Origin of the sequence: Stieleria bergensis (assembly GCA_007745635.1) — a bacterium.
Lineage (GTDB): Bacteria > Planctomycetota > Planctomycetia > Pirellulales > Pirellulaceae > Stieleria > Stieleria bergensis.
Genome location: CP036272.1, coordinates 5,535,430 through 5,559,971, shown reverse-complemented (window position 1 = coordinate 5,559,971; position 24,542 = coordinate 5,535,430). Strand labels below are relative to the sequence as shown.

13 protein-coding genes and 2 rRNA genes are annotated in these 24,542 nt (G+C 55.2%); 5 read left to right on the top strand and 10 right to left on the bottom strand.

Annotated elements, in window-relative coordinates; translation table 11 throughout:
* The first annotated feature begins 79 nt into the window (after window positions 1-79).
* Window positions 80-802: a PIG-L family deacetylase gene (locus tag SV7mr_RS19445; RefSeq protein WP_145275831.1), complete on the top strand. Its 723-nt coding sequence runs from the start codon at window positions 80-82 to the stop codon at window positions 800-802.
* A gap of 39 nt (window positions 803-841) precedes the next feature.
* Here SV7mr_RS19445 and SV7mr_RS19440 read toward each other — a convergent pair whose 3' ends face one another.
* Both SV7mr_RS19440 and SV7mr_RS19435 read right to left on the bottom strand, forming a co-directional pair.
* Window positions 842-3,184, bottom strand: a complete 2,343-nt coding sequence (locus tag SV7mr_RS19440; protein ID WP_145275829.1) for a VWA domain-containing protein — start codon at window positions 3,182-3,184, stop codon at window positions 842-844.
* The gene (locus SV7mr_RS19435; RefSeq protein WP_145275827.1) at window positions 3,184-5,853 is read right to left on the bottom strand and encodes a BatA domain-containing protein; all 2,670 of its coding nucleotides are present in this window, start codon (window positions 5,851-5,853) and stop codon (window positions 3,184-3,186) included. Before SV7mr_RS19435 ends, SV7mr_RS19440 begins: the two co-directional genes overlap by 1 nt.
* Before the next feature lie 670 nt (window positions 5,854-6,523).
* On the opposite strand from SV7mr_RS19435, the gene SV7mr_RS19430 reads away from it, so the two are divergent.
* The 3 genes from SV7mr_RS19430 to SV7mr_RS19420 all read left to right on the top strand — a co-directional run bounded on the left by SV7mr_RS19430 (window position 6,524) and on the right by SV7mr_RS19420 (window position 10,002).
* A complete protein-coding gene (locus SV7mr_RS19430) occupies window positions 6,524-7,840 on the top strand; it encodes a TadA family conjugal transfer-associated ATPase (RefSeq protein ID WP_145275824.1) in 1,317 nt (438 codons plus the stop codon).
* Between the two features lie 63 nt (window positions 7,841-7,903).
* Entirely contained in the window at window positions 7,904-8,872 is a 969-nt protein-coding gene (locus SV7mr_RS19425) for a type II secretion system F family protein (protein ID WP_145275822.1), read from the top strand.
* Between the two features lie 143 nt (window positions 8,873-9,015).
* Window positions 9,016-10,002 (top strand): type II secretion system F family protein, encoded by a 987-nt coding sequence (locus SV7mr_RS19420; RefSeq protein WP_145275820.1) that lies wholly within the window; start codon window positions 9,016-9,018, stop codon window positions 10,000-10,002.
* Between the two features lie 181 nt (window positions 10,003-10,183).
* Here the strand turns inward: SV7mr_RS19420 and pgl are convergent, their stop codons facing one another.
* Complete coding sequence (gene pgl / locus SV7mr_RS19415) at window positions 10,184-10,984, bottom strand: 6-phosphogluconolactonase (protein ID WP_419187631.1); 801 nt, start codon at window positions 10,982-10,984, stop codon at window positions 10,184-10,186.
* A 272-nt stretch (window positions 10,985-11,256) separates the two neighbouring features.
* Here pgl and SV7mr_RS19410 point away from each other — a divergent pair, with 272 nt between their 5' ends.
* On the top strand, window positions 11,257-12,438 hold the full coding sequence (locus tag SV7mr_RS19410; protein ID WP_145275818.1) for a zinc ribbon domain-containing protein: 1,182 nt from the start codon (window positions 11,257-11,259) through the stop codon (window positions 12,436-12,438).
* Window positions 12,439-12,683: 245 nt separating this feature from the next.
* On the opposite strand, the gene SV7mr_RS19405 is transcribed toward SV7mr_RS19410, so the two are convergent.
* From SV7mr_RS19405 to SV7mr_RS19375, 7 genes are all read right to left on the bottom strand, one after another.
* A complete protein-coding gene (locus SV7mr_RS19405) occupies window positions 12,684-14,120 on the bottom strand; it encodes a sulfatase (RefSeq protein WP_419187630.1) in 1,437 nt (478 codons plus the stop codon).
* 44 nt (window positions 14,121-14,164) lie between these two features.
* Complete coding sequence (locus SV7mr_RS19400) at window positions 14,165-15,070, bottom strand: CE1 family esterase (protein WP_145275816.1); 906 nt, start codon at window positions 15,068-15,070, stop codon at window positions 14,165-14,167.
* A gap of 6 nt (window positions 15,071-15,076) precedes the next feature.
* Window positions 15,077-17,239 carry an NIPSNAP family protein gene (locus SV7mr_RS19395; RefSeq protein ID WP_145275814.1) on the bottom strand — a complete coding sequence of 721 codons (2,163 nt, stop codon included), beginning with the start codon at window positions 17,237-17,239 and terminating at the stop codon, window positions 15,077-15,079.
* A 478-nt stretch (window positions 17,240-17,717) separates the two neighbouring features.
* Window positions 17,718-17,826 (bottom strand): 5S ribosomal RNA (gene rrf / locus SV7mr_RS19390).
* Between the two features lie 127 nt (window positions 17,827-17,953).
* Window positions 17,954-20,800 (bottom strand): 23S ribosomal RNA (locus SV7mr_RS19385).
* Between the two features lie 1,256 nt (window positions 20,801-22,056).
* Window positions 22,057-23,823, bottom strand: coding sequence for an ABC transporter permease (locus tag SV7mr_RS19380; RefSeq protein WP_419187629.1), 1,767 nt, complete (start codon window positions 23,821-23,823; stop codon window positions 22,057-22,059).
* 243 nt (window positions 23,824-24,066) lie between these two features.
* Window positions 24,067-24,531 carry an acyl-CoA thioesterase gene (locus tag SV7mr_RS19375; RefSeq protein ID WP_145275811.1) on the bottom strand — a complete coding sequence of 155 codons (465 nt, stop codon included), beginning with the start codon at window positions 24,529-24,531 and terminating at the stop codon, window positions 24,067-24,069.
* Between the last annotated feature and the right edge of the window lie 11 nt (window positions 24,532-24,542).

The window sequence follows — 24,542 nt, the reverse complement described above, 5'->3', positions numbered from 1 at the left end:
TGCAATGCCTTCGATCAGCAGTTTGTGGCACTTCTTCTGGCAAACGAGCAGCGTGCACGACAGACCGAGAAAGCAGATAATGAGCGAAAGATTAGATGTGATCGCGGTGGGAGCTCATCCGGACGATGTTGAGGTCGCCTGTGGAGGGACGTTAGCAGCCTTGGCTGCAGCGGGACGCCGCATCGGAATCGTCGACCTTACCGACGGTGAGCCTACGCCATACAGTACCGGCACGGCGCAGCGAATGGAAGAGGCCGATCAAGCCGCCAGTGAATTAGGTGTCCAACGCCGTATTCAGTTGGGGCTACCGAATCGCGAACTGATGGATAGCGTTGAAGCACGCATCAAACTGGCGACGATCTTTCGTCGGTATCGTCCGCAGTTAGTGATTAGCTTTGGAGACAAAACTCCGCTGGCATCGCCGGATCACTATCAAGCCATGTTGATTTGTGATGCGGCCGTGTTCTATAGCCGACTGTCCAAGTGGCAAGATCGCTTCGATGACTTGCAACCACACATGATTGATCGTCACCTGTATTTTCGATTGGCCTTGGAACCGATCACCTTGCAGGGCAACAACTTTCACACCGTGGTTGACATCACGGAGACCTTGGAAACCAAGATTCGTTCGGTGTTCTGCTATCACAGCCAATTCGATCATAAGCACGGCATTGAAGATCGAATTCGTGCGGCTGCCGTAATGACTGGCACGCTTGCAGGGGTCAAGGCTGCGGAGTGTTTTGCCGCTGCAAAGCCTTATGCCACGGAAGACCTCTGGCAATCGTTAAGCCTACCCAAGTAGCCGTCACGCAGCCCAGCCATTCTGTGCCGCACCGGTCGCTTAAGCCAAACCCCACATCCGACGCAGGATCCATTCGCAAGCCAACAGGCTGGTAAACAAGAGAAACACCAGCCAGCCACTGACGGGATCATCGCCCAGGCGAGTTTTTTCGATCACCGGTGTTTCTGCGCTAAGTCGCTTTTCCGCGATCGCGGCAAGCAACTGGTCCATTTCAAAAGGTTGATATGCTGCGCCACCATGACTGGTGGTGATGTCAGCGAGTTGATTCAAGTACACCGGATCTGCCATCGGAGTCGCCATTTCGCGGCTGACATCGACGACTTGAAACGAGACCGTTGCAGGTTCGATGGAGGGCTTGTTGGCGCGGACGACCAAATCATAAAAGCCTGGTTCAAGGTCCGATAAGCTGCCTTGAATCAATGGGGTTGGCCCGGAGGACTGAGTGACTTGCAGCGCTGTTTCTTGGTTGTCGCTGTTGACCAGGAAGGCTGACAGTTGCAGGTCGTTCTCCTGTGAGGTCAGCGATTGCACTCTCGCGCGGAAATCCATGGATTGCTTGGAACCAAACCGTCGCAGGTCCAGTTCAGCAATCACCGAATCCGATGACTTTTCAGCGCGATCCATCGCCCACAGCATCAACTGACGCCAGAATCGGCTGACCGCGCCTCGCTGGCCGACACGCCACCAGCGATGTGTTTCATCAAACGCCAGCGACGCGACTTTGCCCTTGCCGTGACTGCCGGTGACAAGCAGCGGTTGCCCATCGGCGGTGGAAAGCAAAACATCGACGCCGCTACGGGGCTTAGGCCCAATGAACCGGTTGACGCTATCCATCGCGGGCAAGGTTTCCCACAACGCTTGGCCGGTTTGAGGGTCGGTTCCAAGATTGGTGACAGGGTTGCGTTTGGTGGGTTGCGGCTTCACAGGTCCGGGGATCTGAAAGGCCTGGCGTTGCTGTTTTTGGTTCGGTGTGAGGGCCCCCGGTGTCGCCTTTCTGCGGCGTGCCGGATCCATCTGAACCGGCAGCACCTGAGCAAGCGGGCTGTTCCCATAGCCACCGACTCCATAGGTCTGGAAACCAGCCATGGTGATCAGTCCGGCACCCTCGCCGATCCGATCGGCTAGCAGTTGTAACTGTTGCGTGCCAAGTGCTTCAGAATCGATGTCGCCTAGGATGTAGACATCGTATTGTCCGGCTTGCAAAGCGGCCTCTAACGAAACCGGCCAGGTCTGGCCACGCCGAACCGCAAAGGAATCGATTTGTAGGTCAGGGAATCCACCCAGCGAGCGACGCAAGTACGATTCCTCTGGTCGTCCAGGACCTCCGATCAACAACACTCGCCCCCCGCCATCTCGCACTTCAACAAATGCGATCTGAGAATTGTTCGCCGTGACCCATTCGCCGGACTGTTTGGGGCAGGCAACTTCCAGCCGATACAGGCCCGGTTTCGGGGCATCCATCGCGACGTTCACCGCCAGCGTTTCAGCCGCTGAGACTGGAGCGACTTGTCTGGTTCGAGCTTCGGTGCGTTTGCCATCGAGATCAATCCAAGAGATCGAAATCGGCAATGATACATTTGCAAGTCCAGTCGTCTTGACGGCGAAGGAGAGTTCAAACTGATTCCCTGTGAACAACTGCAAACTGTCAGGAACGTTTTCAATGGCGACATCACGAGCCACTCGGTCGGTGCCTGGCGGCCCAATGGTCACCGCCCACAAGGGAACTGCCAAAGCGTCCAGGACTTCGGCCGAACGTAACGCTTGATCGCCGTTGGCGGAGTCCGCCGTCTGTGTGCCGTCTCCCATCAAGACCACTCCGGCCAAGGGTGTTCCGGTGGCCGAATCAATCGCTCCGGCCAAGCCAATTCCCAGGTCCGTCAGGTCACCTTCGGGCGTCAACGTGGCCACAGACTCGAGCAAGATGTTCAATTCTGGTGTATTGTCACCTTTTGTTAATTGAGCCGACCCCAGGCTGTCACTGCTGGAATCGTAACTCAGCAATGAGACCTGCAGCGATTCTCCCAAGTCTCCCAGTCCTAGCAAGAGCGTTTGCAAGGCGGCTTGCTGTGATTGCCAACGATTGGCACCGTCTGTGTCTGGCAGCGTCATGCTGCGCGAAACGTCAATCGCGATCGCAAGCTTGGCGTCGGCAGGTTTGACGTCTTGGCGAATGGTTGCCGGTCGCAAGGCTGCGAATAATAGGACCAGCCCTGCCAGCGTCCGCAGCAGGATCAGCCACTTGCGTCGTTTGGGATCTTCTGTGGCAGGAGTCACCAAGGTGATCACAACGATGATGGCTAGGCCGGCGATGGCGACCAGCCAGGGCGATCCGTACAGGGGTTCGATGGTCCACGCGGTGGTTCCCGTTGCTGAGTCAGGCATTATGAGTTGCCTCCCCAGAACTTCCAGAAGGGCTTCTTCGACACCGCCGCCCCCACCGTCTGGTGCGTGATGCTGGAGCGAATCCGTTTTTCTTTGCCTGGTGCTTGGCGATAAAAACGGTTCGCTAGCACCTGTTCAAGTAAGAACGCGAACAGCACCGCCAGCATCATTGGCGACCACAGTGAAACCGCAGCGTCTTGATCGCTGGCTGTCCACTTCATTTGATCCAAATCCGTCATCAACTGATAGCCTTCTGGGCCGAATAAACCATCAAGTGTCGATTGCTCGGCGCGAGTCGGGTTCAACTGGTCTCGGGAAACGTTGACGGTAAATCCTAGGCCGGGCTGTGCACCGCGTAACCAGTGCACGCCAGCATGTTTGGGGCGTCCGATCAGCAGGCGTTGTCGCAATCGCGTGACTGGGCTGGTTGGATCGCGACGCACGTTTTCGCTGAGGTCGGGGATTTCAACCGGTAACGGCGAATTGACCAGCGGTGGGAACCATTGCAAGCGACGGCGCGCCCGAACGGGACTCTCTAAGTCGTCGGGGACTTCGCTGGCATCATTCGATTGCTCGGTGGCTTCACGCGGTAATGTGATGGTGACCGGTGCGCCAACGGCGAACGAGTAAGGCTGGACGGCACGACCCGTTAAGTAGCGAGTCAACTGGCGAACGATCAGTAACGCCGGCCAAGGCAATTCTCCACTGAAAAGTTCATTCCACTGCGGTCCAGAGCTGACAAAGTCTGGAATCGGTGTGGTCAAAACCAACGTTCGCCCCAGCCATGTCGGTGGCGTCGCTTGATCGGCGTCCGGTGGGGATTCTTCCCAACGATTGTCAGGTTCGTTGGAACGAATCTCAATCAAGGCGGGATGCTGAGTACCAGCGTATCGCATCAAGACCTGTGCCTGTTCGGTGGCTGTGACCTGCCAATACTGTTGCACGCGGAAGTCTTGCAGTGGCAAGCCGCCGGGAAGATTGCTCAGGCCTCGTAGCGCAGGATGGCTGGGGCTTGTGATTTCCAGAAAGGTTCCCGGTTGTGGGACGCGCCAGCGACGTTCAAACATCCCCAGATCATTGCTGGAAAACGGGTCCTGTCCCAATGCTCGACCTGTGGCGATCAGCACTCCGCCACCGCGTTGGGAATAGCCTCGCCAAGGCAGGCTCTCCAGCATCGTTTGCGGAGGGTCCAACAGGAACACGCCGTCGTAGTCGGATAAGGCCAGGTTGCCCAGTGTTTGAAAGTCAACACGATCAATCCGATACTGGGACGCAGGGTCATCCAGTGCAGCTGGCACGCTGACCGCCAGTCCGATTTCGTCTCGGTCTTCCGGTCGTTTGCCGGCGATCAATAACTTGCTGGGCGGCAACACTGAAACGGAAAAGTAGGCCGTGTCATTGACGCTCAGAGCATCTTCGCCCACCAACCGAATGGCTCCGTGATGGATGCCGATTGGCAGCGGTGGAAGCGTCATGCGAAGATCAATCTTTCGCCCAGGTTGAATTTGAACGCTGATTCGATCCACCGGTTTGGGCTCGGGCCGAACGACTTTCTGATCGCGAACCACAGGCAGTGAGTTGGAAACGGGATACAGCAAGCATTCAGCGGTGACGGAGGTTTCGTCTTGGGCACTGGCTGTGGTCTGGGCACTGGCTGTGGTCTGGGCACTGGCTGTGGTCTGGGCACTGGTGCCTTTGCCCAGCTGTTGCAGGCTGAGTAGTGCTGAAACGCCAATCGGTGTTTCCGGTCCCGGTGTGGTATCGGAGAGTGTGGCCAGGCTGAGGCTGCGGTCGGTGCCGGCCAAAACCCCTTGATCCCAAAGTGTCAGTCGAATGTTTTCACTGGCCAGTTTCTCGGCCAAGCCGGGGGCAGCGACGTGATCAGGAAAGCTGGACTGCGGTAACGAGGTCAGCACCACGACTTGTCGCGATTGGAGATCACTGGTTGCCAGTAATCGTGTGGCGGCTTCGATCCGAGTCATCAGCGGAGTGGTGACTTCAAGCGAACCCAAGCCATCAATCTTGCTTTGTGCTGCGGAGCGATCCAAGGCGAAGGCCGCCGGAGTGCTGCTGCGATCGAGCACCGCGATCCGGCTATCGGGATGAATGGACAGCAACAATTCACGGGCTGCTCCTCGGAAGGACTCGGCCTCCGGTTCCAGTTCCGATTGCCAATCGAGAAGTGGTCCATTGTCTACCACAATCGCAATCGCGACGGGCTTAGACGAATCAATCAACACCTCCGAGCTGCCAAATGCCGTCAGCACTCCCCAGCCGACCGAACCGACCAGCAACAGCAAGGACGCCGCCAGCAGTGACCAACGCAGTGCCGATGACCTGCCTTGCAGAAATGCAACCGAGGCGAGCCCTAACGTGATCACACCAACAATCAGCAACACTCCGATCGTTGACCACTGGCTAACGGTGTCGCCGGAGATCACCGGTTGGGCAAGAGCCAGTGCCAAGGCCGCCAGCAAAAACAGACGCATCGCTAGCAACCACCAGCGGCGAATGCGCATGCGGCTGCGATTGGTCTGGAACTGTTGAGTTAACAGAGCGATGGAGGGGAACGCGACTTGGCGTGGTTGTTTGCGAGCAAGCAGGTGCAGCGCGATCGGGATCGAGATCCCCGCGATGGCGAACAACAGAGCGGTGTTCAAAAATGTCACGTCAAGACAACCACAACCAAAAACAAGCTCAGTACAGATTCAATTCGCAACCCAATTCTTCGCTTCCAGGAGATCCCCGTTGGAAATCCGATCAGGGATTCTCGTTCCAGCTCACACTGCCCGCTCTCCGATCGTCGCTCTGGAGGACTGGGGAACGCGAAGACGGTGAATGCTCATGGTAGCTTTGTCTGGCGAACTCGGCTACCTAGCCAGTGGGGCAGACGATGGCTCGCCGATTCAGTCTAGCTTCCGGTGGCCAATTGAGTACCGCATGCTGCGGTGAAAAAAGGACTGAACTCAAGCGGTGATTGTTTTGCAGCCATGCGTTTGCTAGGGGTGTGTCTGTTCCCTCATCAGCTTGGCATGCAGGTTGGTTCAATCCTGTCTGTCAAGGAAGAAAAATAAAAGGGTTTTCTGGCACCGCGTATTTGCGTCCTATGATTTTGCAAGGTCCAGTAAAGGAAGAGATGGGTGACGTTGCGTGCAGATCCATCAGACCGAACGACCCCTACAACCAGACGCATTTCTGCAAGTCAGTCCCTCTCTAGGCCCGTGTTAACGGCCGCATTCTGGGAGGCTGTTTTAGCCAGCAATGTGAATGGACTTATCGATGTTCTGACTTCGGCGCCACCGCGCCAACGCCTTGCCGCAAGAGATATAGAGACACATTATGGCAGTCCGGAATATGCCAGGCAAAGCCGATAATCGGCAGCAGCAATTTGAAGAAGTAAAGTCACGGATCCACAGCAAGCTGGTGGACAAGCTTGATCTGTCACGCGTCGGTGACATGCAGGGCGATGCCTTGCGACGCGAGATTCGTGTCGTGATCGAGCACCTTTGCGACACCGATGAAGCGCTGCTGAACCGTCAAGAACGCGAACGCATCATTGACGAGGTTCTCGATGAAACCTTCGGTCTGGGGCCGTTGGAAATCATTCTGAAAGATCCCAAAGTCAGCGATATCTTGATCAACGGTCCCAAGAACATCTACGTCGAAAAAGGCGGCCAGATGCAAAAGACGGACGTTGAGTTTCGCGACAACAAACACCTGTTGCAAATCATCGATCGGATCGTCAGCAAAGTCGGCCGTCGCGTCGATGAGACTTGCCCGATGGTGGATGCTCGTTTGGAAGATGGCTCACGGGTCAACGCCATCATTCCTCCGTTGGCACTCGATGGGGCCGCGGTCAGTATTCGTCGTTTCGGTAGCAATCCACTGAAACTGGAGGATCTGCTGAACTACAAAGCCTTCACACCGGAAATGGTGATGTTGCTTGAAGGCTGCATCAAAGCCCGATTGAATTGCATCATCGCCGGTGGTACGGGTTCGGGAAAAACAACACTACTCAATACGCTGTCGTCGTTCATCGGTCACAGTGACCGGATCGTGACCATCGAAGATGCTGCGGAATTGCAACTGCAGCAGGATCACGTGGTGCGTTTGGAAACTCGCCCGCCGAACATTGAAGGCAACGGTGCCATCACGGCCACCGACCTTGTGAAGAACGCTTTGCGGATGCGTCCTGAACGGATCATCATCGGGGAATGTCGTGGTGGTGAAACCCTGGACATGTTACAGGCGATGAACACCGGTCACGATGGATCGCTTACCACGCTGCACGCGAACACGCCTCGTGACGCGATCGCTCGTTTGGAAACGATGGTCATGATGGCAGGTTTTGAGCTGCCCGTGAAAGCGATTCGCCAGCAAATCTCTGGGGCAGTTGATGTGCTGATTCAAGCCAACCGTCTGCAAGGTGGCCCACGTCGGGTGACTGCGATTACCGAGGTGGTTGGGATGGAGCAGGAAACCATCGTCTTGCAGGACATCTATCGATTCAAGCAAAAGGGGATCAGCGAGGAAGGCAAAGCGTTCGGAGCATTCGAAGCTTCCGGTGTACGACCTTCCTTCATGGACAAACTCGAAGCCGCTGGCGTGCGTTTGCCGGCAAGTGCTTTCCGTGAACGCGAAATCATGCCTGCGTAAGCCGCTGGTCTTGGTTTCCTTCCTTCCTTTTTGGTTAACGATCCTCTTCAACGTTGAAATCTCATGACCCTAGTCATCATCATCATTGCCGCTGGTGTCTTTGTGGCCTCGATTGTGGCCCTGGTTGCCACCATCGTTGTCCCCGACAGCAGCAACACAGTTTCCGAAGATCGTCTTTCCCAGATGGCGTCGCGCAGACGCTTGCGTGGCCAGGCTGAAGACAGCGACTCGAATTCGCTGGTTTTGGACGACCACGTGGACTCGGCAAGCATGTTCAATGGACTGGCTGAGAAGATGCCCGCTTTGGGCACCTACATGGCACAGGGGCAAGTCAACATGCCACCAACGCAGTTCTTATTGATCTGCATGGTCGCCGGTGGCGTCGGCGCTGCGTTGTGCTTAGTCACGCCTTTCAAGCTATTGGCGTTATTGATCGGTCCCGTGTTCGCTGTCATGCCCTTCGGATATCTGGCCTTCAAACGCAAACGACGATTGACCAAGTTCGGTAATCAAATGCCGGAGGCCTTGGAGTTGCTTGGCCGTTCTCTGAAGGCAGGGCACTCTCTGAACGCCGGTTTTGGATTGATTGGTAAAGAGCTGAACGATCCGTTGGCCACCGAATTTGGACGTGTCTTTGAAGAACAAAACCTCGGCGTTCCCTTGGATGAAGCGATCGAAGAAATGGCGAACCGCGTCCCCAATATGGACCTTCGCTTCTTTGCCACCGCGGTCATCCTGCAACGCCAGACCGGTGGTGATTTGTCCGAGATTTTGGACAAAATTGGTAGACTGATCCGAGAACGTCAGCAACTTTATGGGCAAATTCAAGCACTGACAGGTGAAGGCCGAATGAGTGGTGCGGTGCTGTTGGCCATGCCTCCGGTCTTGTTCTTGGTCATGCTGAAACTGAACTACGACTACGTGGCCACGCTGTTTACCGATCCATTGGGAACCTGGTTGCTGGGCTTTGGTCTGATCACTCAAGTCTTGGGAGCGATCATGATCAAGAAAATTATCGACATCAAAGTTTAATGACAACCACTGTGCTTAGGCACGGCAACCTAGAGAAACAGTCTGCTTGATGAAACGTGGTTCGCCCCAGAACCAAGCTCTCGACACAGCACTGCTCTGAAACTGACCGCACACACTTCTGTTTACTATCGAGTGACGATCCCATGACACTCCCGCTTGCTTTTCTTGATAATCCGATCCTGCTGACAACCGTCGCGATCTTTGTCTGTGTTTCCTTGGGAGCATGGTTTGTGCTGACACGCGTCTCGGGCGCAGACAAGCCCCAGGCCGAAGCACGCTTGGAACGGATGCGCGTCCGCAATAGTGACCTCGCCGGTGATACCCAAGAGGGCTCGTCTCGCAATGAAGCCCTGACCATGTACTTGGAAAAGGCTGCCAATCCGATTGCCGACAAAGTCAGCGGCAATGAAAAAGAAATGGGGGCACTGCGAGAAGTGCTGCTCAATGCTGGCTATCGGCGCGAAGCGGCTCCGATTGTCTTCAAGATGATCCAGTTGGCCTGTACCGGAATCGGGTTGTTGATCGGTAGCGGCTACGGTCTGTTTGCCAACGGACTGAGCCAAGACATGGTGATCAAGGTTGCCGGTGGTCTGATCATTGGCTTCTTGCTTCCGCGGTTTGTGCTGGGCATGAAGGCGAGGAAACGAAAAGAGAAAATCTTCTTGGGGCTGCCCGACGCATTGGACTTGATGGTCGTTTGTGTGGAAGCCGGTCTGGGGATCGACCAAGCACTTCGAAAGGTGGCCGAGGAAATGTCCAAAAGCCACAAAGAAGTCGGCGAAGAATTCGGAATCGCTAACAAGCAACTCCAACTCGGACGGACTCGTAGTGAAGTCCTGCAAGCACTCGGCTTCCGCAGCGGTGTGGATGACTTGAAACAGCTCGCTTCGATTCTGATTCAAGCCGATAAGTTCGGCTCGTCGGTGGCCGATGCATTGCGTGTGCAAAGTGACTCGATGCGGATTCGTCGTCGTCAGATCGCGGAAGAGAAGGCAGCCAAGACGGCTGTGAAAATGATCTTCCCGCTCGTCCTGTTCATCTTTCCAGGCATCTTTGTGATCTTGGTCGGACCCGCCGGTATCAGCATGTATCGCACACTGATCGCACCTGATAGCGGACCACCAAACTGATCCGCTGCCCTCGTCGCGAGAGCCATCAGCCGCTTTGGCTGCCTGCGGTTGGCGTTGCCAACCCCTTCACCCTCACCTCGCTTAGGCTCGACTCTCCCGCCAGCGGGAGAGTGCAGTCAACGGTTCTTTAAGCAACACCCTCCCGCTTGCGGGCGGGTTCAGTCAATCACGCATCAGCCGTTTATTGGGTTGCGGCTGCGTCAACGAACCAGCGGGTTGGCTTGATCAGCTGGGACGGGTACAGGCTGGGATTGGCGTCACCGGTCAACACTTGCTGCAAGGCGTCCTGCTTTGCCTGGCCAGTGATGATGAACCAGCATTCCGCACCAGCGGCGATGGCGGAGTATGTCATTGTGTAGCGAAACGCGTCAAACTTTGGCACGAAGTTTTCTACGAACAGTCGCTGTTGCTCTGCGAGCGCTTTCGTCTCTGGAAACAACGATGCCGTGTGCGCGTCGTCACCCATGCCTAGCAGCACCAAGTCCCACTTCCCGTCACAGGTCGCCTGCAGTGTTGAATTGTACTCTGCAGCAGCCGAGGCTGGATCCTCTACATTAACCGGGACAGGGTGGACGTTTTCGCTGGGAATCCGAATCTTGCTAAGCAGCGCTAGGTTGACCATCCGGTAGTTGCTGTCTTGATGATCCGCCGGCACGTTCCTTTCATCGCCCCAGTAGAAATGGATCTTGTCCCAGGGCAAGTCTCGATCGGCCAGCATCTCGTAAACTCGTTTGGGCGTGGAACCTCCTGAGAGTGACACTTGGAAGCTGCCTTTACGCTCGATGCATTGCAGTGCCAGTTCGCAAAAAGCGTCGGTCACGGACTGTTGGAGGGCTTCAACGCTGCTGTAGGGTTCAAAAGGAAATGTCATTGGCTGTGGTTGCCTGATGGTTCGAAAAAAGAGCTGCGAATCAATCACTGCGCGTTTCAAGTGAACGCCCAGCGAGTCCGCTCGGTAGGTGCCATTTTCCGACTTCAGCATGACCCGGCAACCGCAGATAGCCGTTTTTCACCGACGGAACTCTCTGGGATTGATCGCGGCATGCCCTTGCCTGATCGCTAGGCCATCGTGGCGATGCCGGCAATTTACGTCTCCATTGCCGGTTGGTTGCCGACCGGTCAGCAGGAGGGGTGAGTGAGCAGCAGGATGAACTTTCCGTGAAGGATTCCCCGGATGGATGGTTAGTTTGCGCTCAATCGAGGACGATAACCGATCACTTTGTTGGATGTCGAACACCCGAAGGATCCCTGATCGTGCAGATTCATTGTCCTCAATGTAGTCAAACCTTGGCGCCCGCAGCCCAGCCGGGACAGACGATCGTGGTCAGCTGCCCAACTTGTCAGCACCGATTCCACACAACGTTACCAACCGCTGAGCAATTGGCGGGGCAGGAAGCCAGCCTCGTCGATCAATTGACCGCGGTGCCGAGTCAGTTTCCAAGCGATCCGGAGGCCTTGCGTCAATCTGCGTTAGGACGCGAGGCGATCCCCGTCACCCAGCAGAAAACCAAGAATCAATTCATTGTTCCCGCGATTGTTTCGCTGTGCTTGTTGTTCGCGATCGTGGTTGCTGCGTGGCTGTTTTGGTTTCGCCTGGATGACCAGGGGCGAACGCTTGCCGAACGGACTTCGCGCGCAATGGGCGGACAGAAACACCAAACGTTGTTCGACGCTTTTCAGGAGTACCAAACGGACTTACTGTCGATGGAACAAGCGAAAGGCAATTCGGAGGAAATGTTACAAGATGCCAATGACACCGCCTTGGGACTGTTGCAGTTTGCCATGACCATCGGCGCTTGCCCTGATGATGTGCATGAACAGTTCCTTCGTCAGCAAGCAGACTGGCGGCAGAATCATGAGCATGTGTTGGCAAAGATCAGCGAGCAATCGCCGCTTCAGGATGCCGTTGCGGAGGCTGTGGTTCCGAACGGAGCACACGGGATTGGCAGCTCAGAGAACTGGCGGCTGTTGGTTCTGTTTTTCCGACACGGCTTTGTTGAAATGCATCCACCTGAGAACGAGACGCAGCAAGCCTTCTTCGATGAATTCGCGTTCCGTTTTCGAATCAATGGTTTGCTGGCAAGGGTGCTGGCCGAAGGGGCGCGATCTGCCGATGCCAGGACCTTGGAAGTCTTGTCCGATCAAATGGTCGATCACGCCGTTCGGATCGCTGGGACTGGAGGACGCTTGCAAGACCTCTCTGATGCCTACCGTGCAGCATTGGTCACGAACCGTTTGATCACCGCTTCATTGATGCAACAGTTGATTGATCAGGGTGGAATGAAGGATGACTTACTGACCGCAATCAAGTTTTACGAACAAGCCCATGTGGCAATGCAGCAGGCTGTCGGTGGCGAGGCTAAAACCATTCGCATGTCGTACCAAAACACCAAGGATTCGATTCGAAAACTGGCCGAGGCCAAGCAAACGCAGTAGCTTGCAGGGACCGAAAATCACACCGCTCAAACTCTGTGATCAGCGTCGCCATGGCTGGTGCCGCAAGCGGCCTGCTTTCATGTGCGTGTCCAGCGGTCTGCAATCGTTTGCAGCGAGAGGCGGGCATGATTCGGTGGGAATGCCCCGCCGCATTTTACAACGGGCCGATTCTGCATTCCGAGTGACACGCTTTCATCGTTAAGCAATCAATTGCATCCTTCGTTGTGAAGTCGTTCGGGTGAGAATCACTTGGCCGCGTTCCATTTGGCTTCCGTGGCGCTGAATGATTGATGACCTGTGGACCCTTTTCCCAGCACCGCATGCCGCTCTTCAGGGACTTGTCTGCGCAGTTCAGCCAGAGCAGCATCGTGAGCTTTGATCCCGATCAAATTCTTCCATTCATGCTCATCCGTCTGGCTGTGGTACAACTCTTCGGATCCGTCGTTGTAATGAATGTAGCGATAGTCCCGCGAGACAATGGCGTAGTTGCCGGGGCCAAAACTGCAACGGGCGTAGTGCTTCCAATCGGCGGACGGGTTCTGCAGGATCGGTCGAAGCGAGTGCCCTTCTAGTTTGTCGCTCGGTTTCATGTCACAGAGGTCCAGCAGGGTTGGATAGAGGTCGATCAACTGCACAGGAGCCTCGCAGACGCCTGGTTTGATACCGGGGCCAGAGATGATCATTGGCACTCGCGTGCTGTCACGCCAGAGACTGCGTTTGGCGTAGCGTTCTTTTTCACCCAGGTGAAAACCATGGTCACTGAATAACACAATGTAAGTGTTGTCGCGATGAGGGCTTTGATTGATTGCCTCCACAACACGTTGCACCTGGGAATCGACAAAGCTAACGCATGCCAGGTAGGATCGCACCAGCGGTTTCCATTGATCGTTATCGGTGACCCACTGATGTGTTGGCGCAATGTGCTTCAGACGCGTGATGTCGACGCCATATTCGGGGACGTCGTTCAAGTCGTCTTGGAGAGACTTGGGCAGTTGCAAGGAGTCATTCGGGTACAAATCAAACCACTTCTTGGAGGCATACTGCGGCACGTGGGGGCGAGAAAAGCCAACGCCCATCAGAAACGGTTCACTGTGCGGTTGTTGTAGTTGTTCGATTGCCCAGCTTGCCGTGTTGTAATCTGGTGAATCCACATCACTTTCGGGGACAATCCCCCAGTCCCACAATGGATGGCCTTTAAAGGGAGCAAGCTTGGGGGTTTGTCGCGGCCAGCTCGCTCCGCCAAAGTTCCGCCAGTCGGGCCAGTACTTGCGACTTTGCCCGCCGTGGAACAGCTTGCCAGCTCCGTTGACGTTGTAGCCTTCTTGTTGAAATCGTTTGGGCAGCAGCGTGCTTTTTTGTGCAACGGGCGACTCAGCAAGGTCGGGATTCAGGAAATAGATTCCTGAGGTGCTCGGAAACAGGCCCGTCATCAAGCTCGCTCGTGAGGGATTACACACGGGCGATTGGCAATGCGCATTGGTGAACAGGACACCCTGATTGGCTAAGCCATCCATGCCCGGCGTTTTCGCTTGCGGATGACCTCCCAAGACTCCGATCCAATCATTTAAATCGTCAACTGCAATCAGGACAACGTTTGGACGCTGCGCGACGGCATTCGGTGCGGCAAAGAACAGAATCGCCACGGCTAGGGCAAGGTATCGAAGCATCGTAGTAGAACTCATCTGTGGGGAATCAAATCAACGTGTCGTCTTGTAACAGGAAGCGATCAATGACGAAGGAATTGGAGGAGTTTCTCTTGATCGATCGCCCGAAAGGCGCCATGCCCTTCTCCATTCACTTTGAAGTGCACCACATCACCGTTCAAGTAGCTGAACACTTCAACCGATGCATCTTGCGAGGTCGCGGAGTTAAATTTGCGGCCCTGGTAACCCATCGCCTTGGCCCATAGATAGGTTGACTCTTCAGCATCAACAAATGTTAGTTTGCCGTCTTTGGCGGGAATGACCGGCGATGGACCGCCGAGGTAAGGCACGAGATGGTCCTGAGTGCCGGAGATGTTCAGCAGGCGTCTTCCCAGTTGCGGCTTCACTTGCTGCCGGTACGCATTGTCTTTGCCGCGAGCCCGAAAGTGTTTGCCGTCAAATTGATAAGCGTTTAATGGGCTGACGGCGGTGATACAGTTGTGAACGACGCTCAAGTCACTTTCGATCATGAAAGCATTGACCAAGGCGGCACCATTCGACACGCCCAGTAAGGAGACCTTTTCGTTGCTGGCATTGTCGTGTGAAACGACTGCACGGACCACCGCTTCAACAAAGCTGATGTCATCAGCCCGCGAACGCTCCGAGACAATGTTCCAGCTTTTTTGATATCCCTCTGGGAACACTAACAGGTACTGCTGGGCGATTTTTGGGTGTTTGTTGACAAAGCCGCGCATCGCCCCCTCTGCGTTCCCGCCGTTGCCATGCAAGAACACCAAAACCGGTAGCGGTTTTGATTTCGCCAGTTGTGGCAAATGCACGAAATATGGACGCGGATAATTGGATTCCTGTGACCAGGACTGTTTGATCAGGTGCGTTCCCGATTCCAGGTCTGCTGCCGACGAAAGCGTTGCGATGGACAGCAATAGCCCGGTTGCAGCGAGTCTTAAGAACGCGGTTGTCCGTTGCATGGATGATCAAGGCCGGTTTGGATTGAGTGATGGAATGTGGGAAAAGTCCGTGGTGTCAAGCATGGTGCTCTGTCGCGGGTGAAGGACGCTCTCTAGCAGTTCGTTGTCTTTGCTGGCCGATTGCCAGGTTGGATCGTTGTTCACCGCACGCCAGTTGGCTGTTACCGTTTCCGCGTCTTGATGATGCAGAATCGTGATCAACAGATGCTCCGACTCGGGCCGGTCAAATGGAGTCCAGGTGGTCAGCGTGGAGATTTGATGCTGTTCCAACGCTGGTTGCATCGTCTCCCGGTAGAACTGCTTTAGTTTCTGTGCATCAGCGTTTGCGGCTTGGTAAATGCGCAGTTCATGGATGCCTCCTTGTTTCCTTGACAGCACTTCTTCCAAACGGGCATCGTCGGGAGGCAATGCAAAGTAACTGACCGGCCTACCGGACAACAGACCCTGGAATTGTGGCGTTTCCAAGACTCGCTGCCACTGACGATCGTTCGTGAAGTGGGTCCAATTGGAAAATGCCGCATAGCGAGAGGGGTGTTTGAGGACATAGATGAACCGCCGGTTCTGTCGTGGCGTGCCGCCGGAAGCGGTCCAATAAACCATCGGTTGCAAGCCATGGTGTTTGAACAATCCATCGGTGTGCTGGCGAAATCGAGTGACCAAGTCTTGCATCCGCCGCTCATTGGCTTGGTAGATTCGCAGTTCATAAATCGGTCCCGCTTGCAATCGTGCATTGACCGTTTCAGAGCGACGCGTCTGGGGCATGTCGTCACTGCGTTGTTGGCCAAGTACGGTCTTCAACGGAGCTCTGCAGATCCAGGCCATGTTGTCACTGATGCGATTGCTGGCGTCATGGCCACCAACATAAACCATGTCATCACCAAACGGGGAAAGACAAAACGCTCTCGGAGAGACCAAAATGTTTTTGCCTTTCTGATAGCGGTTGTTGACTTCACAAACGGAGTAGCTGCCATCAGCTGCTCGGATCGCGTACATCGCACCGGCGTATAGCCGACTACCCGGCCAACGTAATTCCTCTTTCCCGTTGAGATTCCCTTGGAATCCAATGACATGAACGGTTTCGCCCGTTTCCGGATCCGTGACGGGGTACATCATGTTGTGGGCCCCCAGCGTGTAAGTGACTTTGACGTCCAACTCTTGGCTCATCAGGTCCATCATGTTGGCTTCATCGTGGATGGTGTACCCACCCCTGCCGTCGGGGTCCAATCGTTTGACTAAACTGGTCGAGCGGCCACCTGGGGCCCACAAGAACAGAATCGAATCTCCCGGGCCGTTGGGGTTCTTGATCGTTGTTAAGCCCCGAATTCCTCCCACGTCCGTGTCCACATCATCGGCCAAACGCACGATTTCTGTATAAGTGGGACGCGGTCCATCATTGCGGCGCAAGATCGCATCATCCACTGAGAACAGCAGCGATCCGTTGGCCTGAACAACGCCCAGTGGTCGAGTTTTGACAGCACCTAGGTCAGGAAACGGATACTCCAGGACGTTCTCCCAGCGGATTTTTCCCGGTAAGCTGGGATCGTAAACCCCTGAAACAACGCCTGGGTTGCCTAGCAATAGAATCAGTCGTTCAATGCCTGTGATTTTATCACGATAAATTTCCATATCGCGTGGCACCCAGCGAATGCCACCGGTGTTGGCGCCATGTCGCACAATTTGATGGTGCCACGTTCCATCCTGATCATTGCGTACCCAAGCAGAAACCGCACCGCCGCGTTCCATGGTTGCGCCAGCCGCCATCACCAGCAGTTCGACCGGTTCGCTGAGCTTGTTTCCCAGGCCATCGCTGGTAAACGTGACGGACTTCAGAATATTGCCTTTCATGTACCGCAGGTCGTAACCGTTGGTCTGGCCGAGTTCTAAATCGACTTGCCACTGAGCATTAGGCTGATCAAGTCGCAGCACCTGTGCGGACTGTTTTTCTTGATGCGGTGGGATGACCCAGTGCGAGTCCATCCAGTAACCATTGGTTGCGAAAAGTTTTCCGCGATGAGCGACCAGGTGCATGATTTCGCTGCCGCCGGCAAACCGCCCCAAGGCATCGTGATAACCTGCGTCGTAGCTCAGTTGCCATGCACTCGGTGGTGCGGCAATCGCTGGGGTGGAACAGAGAAAAACGGCAAGGATCAACGCGAAAAACTGTTTCATTCGCGTAGTTTAATTCGAAATCCAAGGCGATTGCGATCGGGAGAGGCTCTCTGCAGCAAAGATCAGCTGATGAATTGTTGACTGCACTCCACCGCTGGCGAGGTGAGGGTGTTGCTGATGGGCAAAACAGTAGGGTGCCGTGCTTGCACGCACCAAAAAAACGTTGCAACGCTAACTGCAAGCAGCCACAACGAAGCCCTCCCCGGCCGGCCTTTGAAACAATCGTTGCCATCGCCTTGCAAACTTGCATGATCATCAGGGCGCCACCAGTCGCAAACCGGCCGGACTTCCCGCAAGCGGGAGGGGGTTGATGACTGGGGCGTGGCAACGCCAGATGCAAAGAAACACTCCCCGGCTGGCGCTTTCGCAGGGGGGAAGGTGTTGCTGATGGGACCCGAGGCGAAGGCTAAAACGGTTGATGCGTCTGGTGAAGCTCGGCGCATAAAAAAAGCCTCGCACTTGGCGAGGCTTTTTTAAAAAATGGCGATACCTACTTTCGCACTGGTGGGCACTATCATCGGCTCGGAAAGCTTAACTGCTGTGTTCGGGATGGGAACAGGTGGAGCCTTTCCGATATGGTCACCATAAGAACTTGGCCGCGATCTTTCGCACAGACCAAGTCCAAATTTGACTTGTTGTTTGGTAATTGGCGGTTCTTTGAATTAGCAAATAGAGATCAAGCGGTTCTAATAGAACCATGAGTGCGTGATATCGATGGCCAATCCTTCGCCCATTAGTACTGGTAAGCTTAACACGTTACCGTGCTTACACGTCCAGCCTATCAACCTGGTCGTCTTCCAGGGGGCTCTCGACTAATGTCTACGAATCCTAATCTTGGGTTGGGCTTCACGCTTAGATGCTTTCAGCGTTTATCCGTTCCGAAGTTAGCTATCCAGCCGTGCCGCTAGCGCGACAACTGGTACACCAGAGCTTCGTCCAACTAAATCCTCTCGTACTAAAGTTGAATCCCCTCAAGATTCGAACGCCCACGGCAGATAGGGACCGACCTGTCTCACGACGGTCTGAACCCAGCTCACGTACCACTTTCATTGGCGAACAGCCAAACCCTTGGGAGCTTCTACACCCCCAGGATGTGATGAGCCGACATCGAGGTGCCAAACCGCATCGCCGCTGTGGACGCTCGGATGCGATAAGCCTGTTATCCCCGGAGTACCTTTTATCTGATGAGCGATAACCCTTCCATTCGGGATTACCGGATCACTAAGACCAACTTTCGTTCCTGCTCGACTTATGGGTCTCGCAGTCAAGCACACTTCTACCTTTACGCTCTTCGCCTGATTGCCGACCAGGCTGAGTGTACCTTTGTACTCCTCCGTTACTCTTTGGGAGGAGACCGCCCCAGTCAAACTGCCCGACTGACACTGTCCTTTGCTCGGATTCACGAGATCAAAGTTAGAATTAAAATATGACCAGGCTGGTATTTCAACAACGGCTCCTTCGACACTAGCGTGCCGAGCTCAAAGCCTCCCAGCTATCCTACACAAGACATATCTCAACCCAATATCAGCCTACAGTAAAGGTTCACGGGGTCTTTCCGTCTAACCGCGGGTACGTGGCATCTTCACCACGACTACAATTTCACCGGGTCGGTGGTTGAGACAGTGCTGAATTCGTTACGCCTTTCATGCAGGTCGGAACTTACCCGACAAGGAACTTCGCTACCTTAGGACCCTCATAGTTAGGGCCGCCGTTTATTGGGGCTTCGGTCGCTTGCTTCGCTAATGCTAACAATCTTCCTTAACCTACCAACACCGGGCAGGCGTCAGTCTCTATACATCCACTTGCGTGTTAGCAGAGACCTGTGTTTTTGATAAACAGTCGATACAGCCGATTTTCTGTGGCCCACTTGCGTGGGCGCCCCTTATCGCGAACTTACGGAGCCATTTTGCAGAGTTCCTTAACCACCGTTCTCCCGAGCGCCTTAGAATACTCATCTCGCCTACCTGTGTCAGTTTTAGTACGGTCAAGTGTGCTTCAACACTTAGAAGCTTTTCTTGGACGTCCTTCCAACATCATCCAGAACTTGAATGCTGTTAGCTCGGGTCCTTGATCCTATTGAGGCGGATTTACCAATCCTCCAATCTTAGACCCGAGCAACGGACAATCTATTAGTCCGCATGCTTTTCGGACGCCGTCCCTCCATCGCTCCACACACTTGGCGCAGGAATGTTGACCTGCTATCCATCGTCTACGCCTTTCGGCCTCGACTAAGGTACCGGCTAACCCTGGGCGGAATTACCTTCCCCAGGAAACCTTAGGCTTTCGGCGAACAGGATTCTCACCTGTTTTATCGTTACTCATTCCGGCATAATCACTCGAAGACCCCGACACCACTCGTTTCCGTATGGCTTGTATCTGGTCTTCGACGCTCTCCTACCACTGAAGATAAATCTTCAATCCGCTGCTTCGGTGGAATACTTACTCCCGTTCATTATCGGCGCAGAAATGCTCGACTGGTAAGCTGTTACGCACTTTTTAAATGGTGGCTGCTTCTAAGCCAACATCCCAGCTGTCACGGCACTTCAACTTCCTTAGTGACTGAGTATTCCTTAGGGACCTTAGCAGGCGATCTGGGTTGTTTCCCTCTCGACCCTGGAGCTTATCCCCCAGGGACTGACTGCCGAGATAGTTTTACCGGTATTCGGAGTTTGGTTCGGTGAGGTACCCCGGGAAGGGCCCCCATCCGATTCAGTCTCTCTACCCCCGGTAAATAGTGGCTCGACGCTATCCCTCAAGATATTTCGGAGAGAACGAGCTATCTGCTGGTTTGATTACACTTTCAGTCCTCCCCACAGGTCATCCCCTCAGTTTTCAACCTAAGTGGGTTCGGTCCTCCACGCAGTTTAACCCGCGCTTCAACCTGCCCATGGGTAGATCACACAGCTTTCGCGTCTGCAGCATACGACAATTTCGCCCTATTCAGACTCGGTTTCCCTTGGGCTTCGCTCCGGAGGAGCTTAACCAAGCCGCATACCACAACTCGCCGGATCATTATGCAAAAGGCACGCCGTCACCCGTTCAAATCGGGCTCCGACCGCTTGTAGGCGCATGGTTTCAGGTTCACTGTCCTCCCCTAAACGGGGTTCTTCTCACCATTCACTCACGCTACTGGTTAGCTATCGGTCATTAAGGAGTATTTAGCCTTGCGGGATGGTCCCCGCGGGTTCAATCCAGGTTTCACGTGACTGGACCTACTCAGGTGCTCCTACGGTGTGTGTATGCTTTCGTGTACGGGACTGTCACCCTCTGTGGCCGACCGTTCCAAGTCGTTCCACTAACAACACACAATCCGATATTGGAGTCCTACAACCCCGAGAGGGAAACCCTCTCGGTTTGGGCTCTTCCGATTTCGCTCGCCGCTACTGACGGAATCGATTTTTCTTTCTCTTCCACTGGTTACTTAGATGTTTCAGTTCACCAGGTTTTACCGGGAATCTTGGGATCACGACTTGTTTATCAATTCCCCCAAGCATTTCGCAGATTTCCACGCCCTTTCTCTTAATGCCAAGGCATCCCCCATGCGCCCTTGGTAGATTGGCCAACGATATCTCGAACTCACTGTCCAGAGCTGCTACCGAGTAAACTCAGTCACCGCCCTGCCCTGTGGCCCTTGATGTCATCGATTCAATTACCGTAACGATATCACATGGTCGAGTCACTGCCGTGACTCAATCATTACACAGAATCCTATCAGATTCGCTTACTTCTCTATTCTAAATGCCAACGTGAACTCAAAGCTCAGCGGTTAAGTGGCCGCTTCGTTTCAGGCTCGACTTTCCGAAGAAAGCTTGTTGGCACGCTATTTTAAGAACTTTGTAGTCAATCGTTTGCCTTCACAACAAGCAACCGAAGTCGCCAGCTGATCAGCAAATCTATTGATTACTGATGCCAATTACCAAACAACCAAATTGTCAAAGATCGGGGTGACGAGCCGCTGACTGGCGTCGCAAAGTTTTGCGTCGCAGTCGTTTGCGTCTCGTGAGGCGGGAAGATAGCGACCCACCAATTCACCGTCAACCGGCTACGGCAATTCCTTTTGGATTTCTTTCTCAGGTGGCGGCCCTGTGCCAGCCAGGTTTCGCCAAACCGTAGGATTTGCCCAGTTAGACGTCGTTTTGAGCCCTCTGGCAGCGTTTTGGCGAGGTGAGACGCTGTTGTGTTGACGCTTGGCTGGCCACTGGGTTGCCGGGACACTGAGTTTGTGCCGCTGCAGGATCGATTGAGGCCCGGGTCGCAGGGCTTTTCCAGCGATCTGGCATGGTTCCCCGAACGCAACTGCTGCGCAAGCAGGCCACGGTGGGGCTCTGGTCATGGCATTTGCCCCGTCCTGGTTGCCGCTGCCCGTCCTAGTTGCCGCTGGGGCTGGCTGCCCGCAGAGAACGCCCGTTCAGAGTCGTCGGTGCCAATCAAGCTGGGCTCTCAGCTCAAGTGAGGCTGGCCGCACAGGATTGGGGCGCACAGGATTGGGGCGTGGTGCAGGGGCATGTTGCACCGCGTGGACGCTCTGCAAATGGGCTCAGGGGGCTTGCAGCGTCGCGGTTCTGCCCAGTTCGGCCAGGCCGCTTGCGGCTTCAGAGGACTTGCAGGTGCCGGAGCGTTCTCGCATCGCGGCTTGGCGTTGGTTTCCCGTTCGCCGTCGGGTCCCCGTTCGGGGGCGCATGAAGAGAGCAGCTGACTTGCGGTCAGCTGCTCTTTGTTGCTCTGGGTTGGGTTCGCTCGTGGCTTGGATCGAGATGGCAGTTGCCGCCGCGAGTCCTGCCGCTACGCCAAGTCTTGCCGCTACGCGAGTCTTGCCGCTACGCCAAGTCGCGATCTTCGAACATGACCATCGCTAGCATCCAGATGGCCACCGAGAAGAACAGGAAGTAATTGAATGCGCCTGCTAAATAGGTCCACGGTATCTGGTTGCCGATGTCGACCGCATTCTGGACGTTAAAGATCTCCAGGTTCGGCACAATGACCGCGACCAGTTTGCCCACAAAGCCAACCAGCGGGATTTCGTCCTCGGTCGCCAGGATCATCATCTGTGTCAAGTTGCCAATCACGTAGACGACGAAGCACAGCACAAAGTTGGGCAGCAGTGTCAGACGAGTGGCGAAGGCGACTGCAATCGCGGCGATGATGAGCGTTTGCATGAAGTACAGGCCAAGCACTGGCAGTGTGGCCCAGACTTCGTCAAAGCCAATTTCCCAGATCGGCAGGCCCTTGGCTGATTCGCGGGCCTCGTAGATCGGCTTGTACGCCATCAGGACCAAGATCACGGCGCTGATGATGGTGAACATCACAGCCAGTGACATCGCGATCCCGGCGTACTTGCCCAGGATGAAGGATCGTCTGGAGACTGGTTTGCTGAGCACTGTCAGCGCGGTGCGGCCCTCGATTTCCTGGTTCACTGCGGTGCTGGCGCTCCACAGGGCTTGCAGCATGGCCAGGATCATCAGCAGCGTGACGGTGCTGTCTTTGAACATCCGGATGTCGTTGCCCAGAGTGTTGAACGGCATGATGGCAAAGATGACAACACCAAAGATCCCCAGGCCCAGCAAGATCAGGTACAGCAGTTGTGACATCTCGTTTTTCGCCGTCGACAGGCCCAGTGCCCAGACGCGAGGGGCTCCTTGGCGGAAGGCCACGACGAAGGCGATGAACAGGAAGACCATGCCGCCCATTGCCAAGGCGCGGCTCATTTCCGGCACTTTGGGGATCGAGGTCAGGGTCAGTGTGACGGTCGCTTCGTTGAGCTCGCGGTTTTGGATGTGAAGTTCGGTGGGATCGAGCGGTAGTGGTGGCTTGTCGCCATCTTTCCAGCGATACACATGGCGGTCGCCGGCTTCCATGCGAAACGGCGGATTCGTCAGGTCGTCAATCGTTGCCCCCGCTAGGATGACTGCTTTATCGCTTTCGATAACGACTTCGGAGAGTGACTGGAGGTCGTAATCCTGTGGCCGCGAGACGAACGGAGCTTTATCGGCTGGGGTGCCGGTTTCGGCTGCTGGCACTTTGATGGGTACGGTTTTGATGCCATTGTTCAGCAGGTTGACTTGGGGGATGGCCTCAATAAACCGTTTCGGTTGATCGACTTTGAAGAAGCATGCCGCACCGCCGATGGTCAGGATGGCAATGACCGTCAGCAGGTAGGGCACCGGGCCTTCGGACAGGATTAAGCCCCATTCTTTCCGCGTGCGGGACCAGGCGCCGTACACCGTCGCATAGCCGAGGATGACGCTGATCACAATCAGTGGGGCGTACAGCATCTGTCCATAGCTTTCCACCGCTGCGGCGTACTTGCTGCACAGGACGACGGCGATGATCGCGCTAAGTGCCAGTGAGGCGGCGTTGCCTCGGCGGTTGTCGTCGGCGAAGTTGCCAATCGCGGGAATCAGCGACAGCAGCGTCAATCCGGCAAAAAAGAGGAAGGTCACCGCGATCCCGGTGGCCAGGCCAAGTGCAATTGCATACAGCGGCGTGACCCAAACCGGCAGCCATTCGTTGGCCTGTCCTAGCAGGGTTGGCATGCCGCTGAGGAGGTCGGAGGAAATCAGGTTGATGGACGCAAGGGTGCTCATTACAGGCCAAGCCGCTCGAGGATGATGGTCTGAGGCGGCCGTTCGCCGCGCGGGTCTCATTGGCGGGAAAACTTTCCCGTCAGTGGAACGCTACGCAGGCTGTCCGCAAAAGGTTGGCCTGTTTGCGGTAATTTCTTTGCCCAGCACGGGATTTTGTCCGGCGGCAGCAACTGTGGCCATCGGCCGCAGTGGTGGTCATCGCCAGCAACTGGCTGGCAGCGAAAGAGAGCGTCGTGGGGCCGCTTAGAGCGTTTCCAGTTTGCGGCGGATCGACGACGGAATCTCCGCTTTGGCCAGCACTCCGCCGGCAGAGAGTGTGCAGCAGACGGAGGTGATTTCGCCGGTCGCGATGGCGTCGCCCTGTGGATTTGAGAAGCCAAATTCGTAGGTCACGGCCGAATTGCCGATCTTTTTGACGTTCACTGTGACCGTCAGCAGGTCCTCGAATCGCGCCGCCCGGTGGTACTGGCAGGAGCTGTTGATGCGCGGCCAGGTCACTGCGGGTTCGTCGGGCGGTTGTTCGGTGCTGTCTGAAGGCGTCGCGTGTGGTTCGGTCGCCGTTTGTTGTTCGGGCAGGATGTCGATTCCCAGGGACCTGAGTAATCGATGCTCTGCTGCTTCCATCCAGCCAAAAAAGGAGGCGAAATGAGCGATGCCCGCTGCATCGGTGTCGCGAAATTCAACCAGTTGTTCGGTATGAAAAGGCATCGCGATCCGTT

What these genes read in the sequence shown, in the direction of transcription:
- SV7mr_RS19445 (WP_145275831.1), top strand. Translation starts at nt 80, where the DNA reads ATGAGCGAAAGATTAGATGTGATCGCGGTGGGAGCTCATCCGGACGAT.
- SV7mr_RS19440 (WP_145275829.1), bottom strand. Translation starts at nt 3,184, where the DNA reads ATGCCTGACTCAGCAACGGGAACCACCGCGTGGACCATCGAACCCCTG.
- SV7mr_RS19430 (WP_145275824.1), top strand. Translation starts at nt 6,524, where the DNA reads ATGGCAGTCCGGAATATGCCAGGCAAAGCCGATAATCGGCAGCAGCAA.
- SV7mr_RS19425 (WP_145275822.1), top strand. Translation starts at nt 7,904, where the DNA reads ATGACCCTAGTCATCATCATCATTGCCGCTGGTGTCTTTGTGGCCTCG.
- SV7mr_RS19420 (WP_145275820.1), top strand. Translation starts at nt 9,016, where the DNA reads ATGACACTCCCGCTTGCTTTTCTTGATAATCCGATCCTGCTGACAACC.
- pgl (WP_419187631.1), bottom strand. Translation starts at nt 10,984, where the DNA reads ATGCTGAAGTCGGAAAATGGCACCTACCGAGCGGACTCGCTGGGCGTT.
- SV7mr_RS19405 (WP_419187630.1), bottom strand. Translation starts at nt 14,120, where the DNA reads ATGAGTTCTACTACGATGCTTCGATACCTTGCCCTAGCCGTGGCGATT.
- SV7mr_RS19400 (WP_145275816.1), bottom strand. Translation starts at nt 15,070, where the DNA reads ATGCAACGGACAACCGCGTTCTTAAGACTCGCTGCAACCGGGCTATTG.
- SV7mr_RS19395 (WP_145275814.1), bottom strand. Translation starts at nt 17,239, where the DNA reads ATGAAACAGTTTTTCGCGTTGATCCTTGCCGTTTTTCTCTGTTCCACC.
- SV7mr_RS19380 (WP_419187629.1), bottom strand. Translation starts at nt 23,823, where the DNA reads ATGAGCACCCTTGCGTCCATCAACCTGATTTCCTCCGACCTCCTCAGC.
- SV7mr_RS19375 (WP_145275811.1), bottom strand. Translation starts at nt 24,531, where the DNA reads ATGCCTTTTCATACCGAACAACTGGTTGAATTTCGCGACACCGATGCA.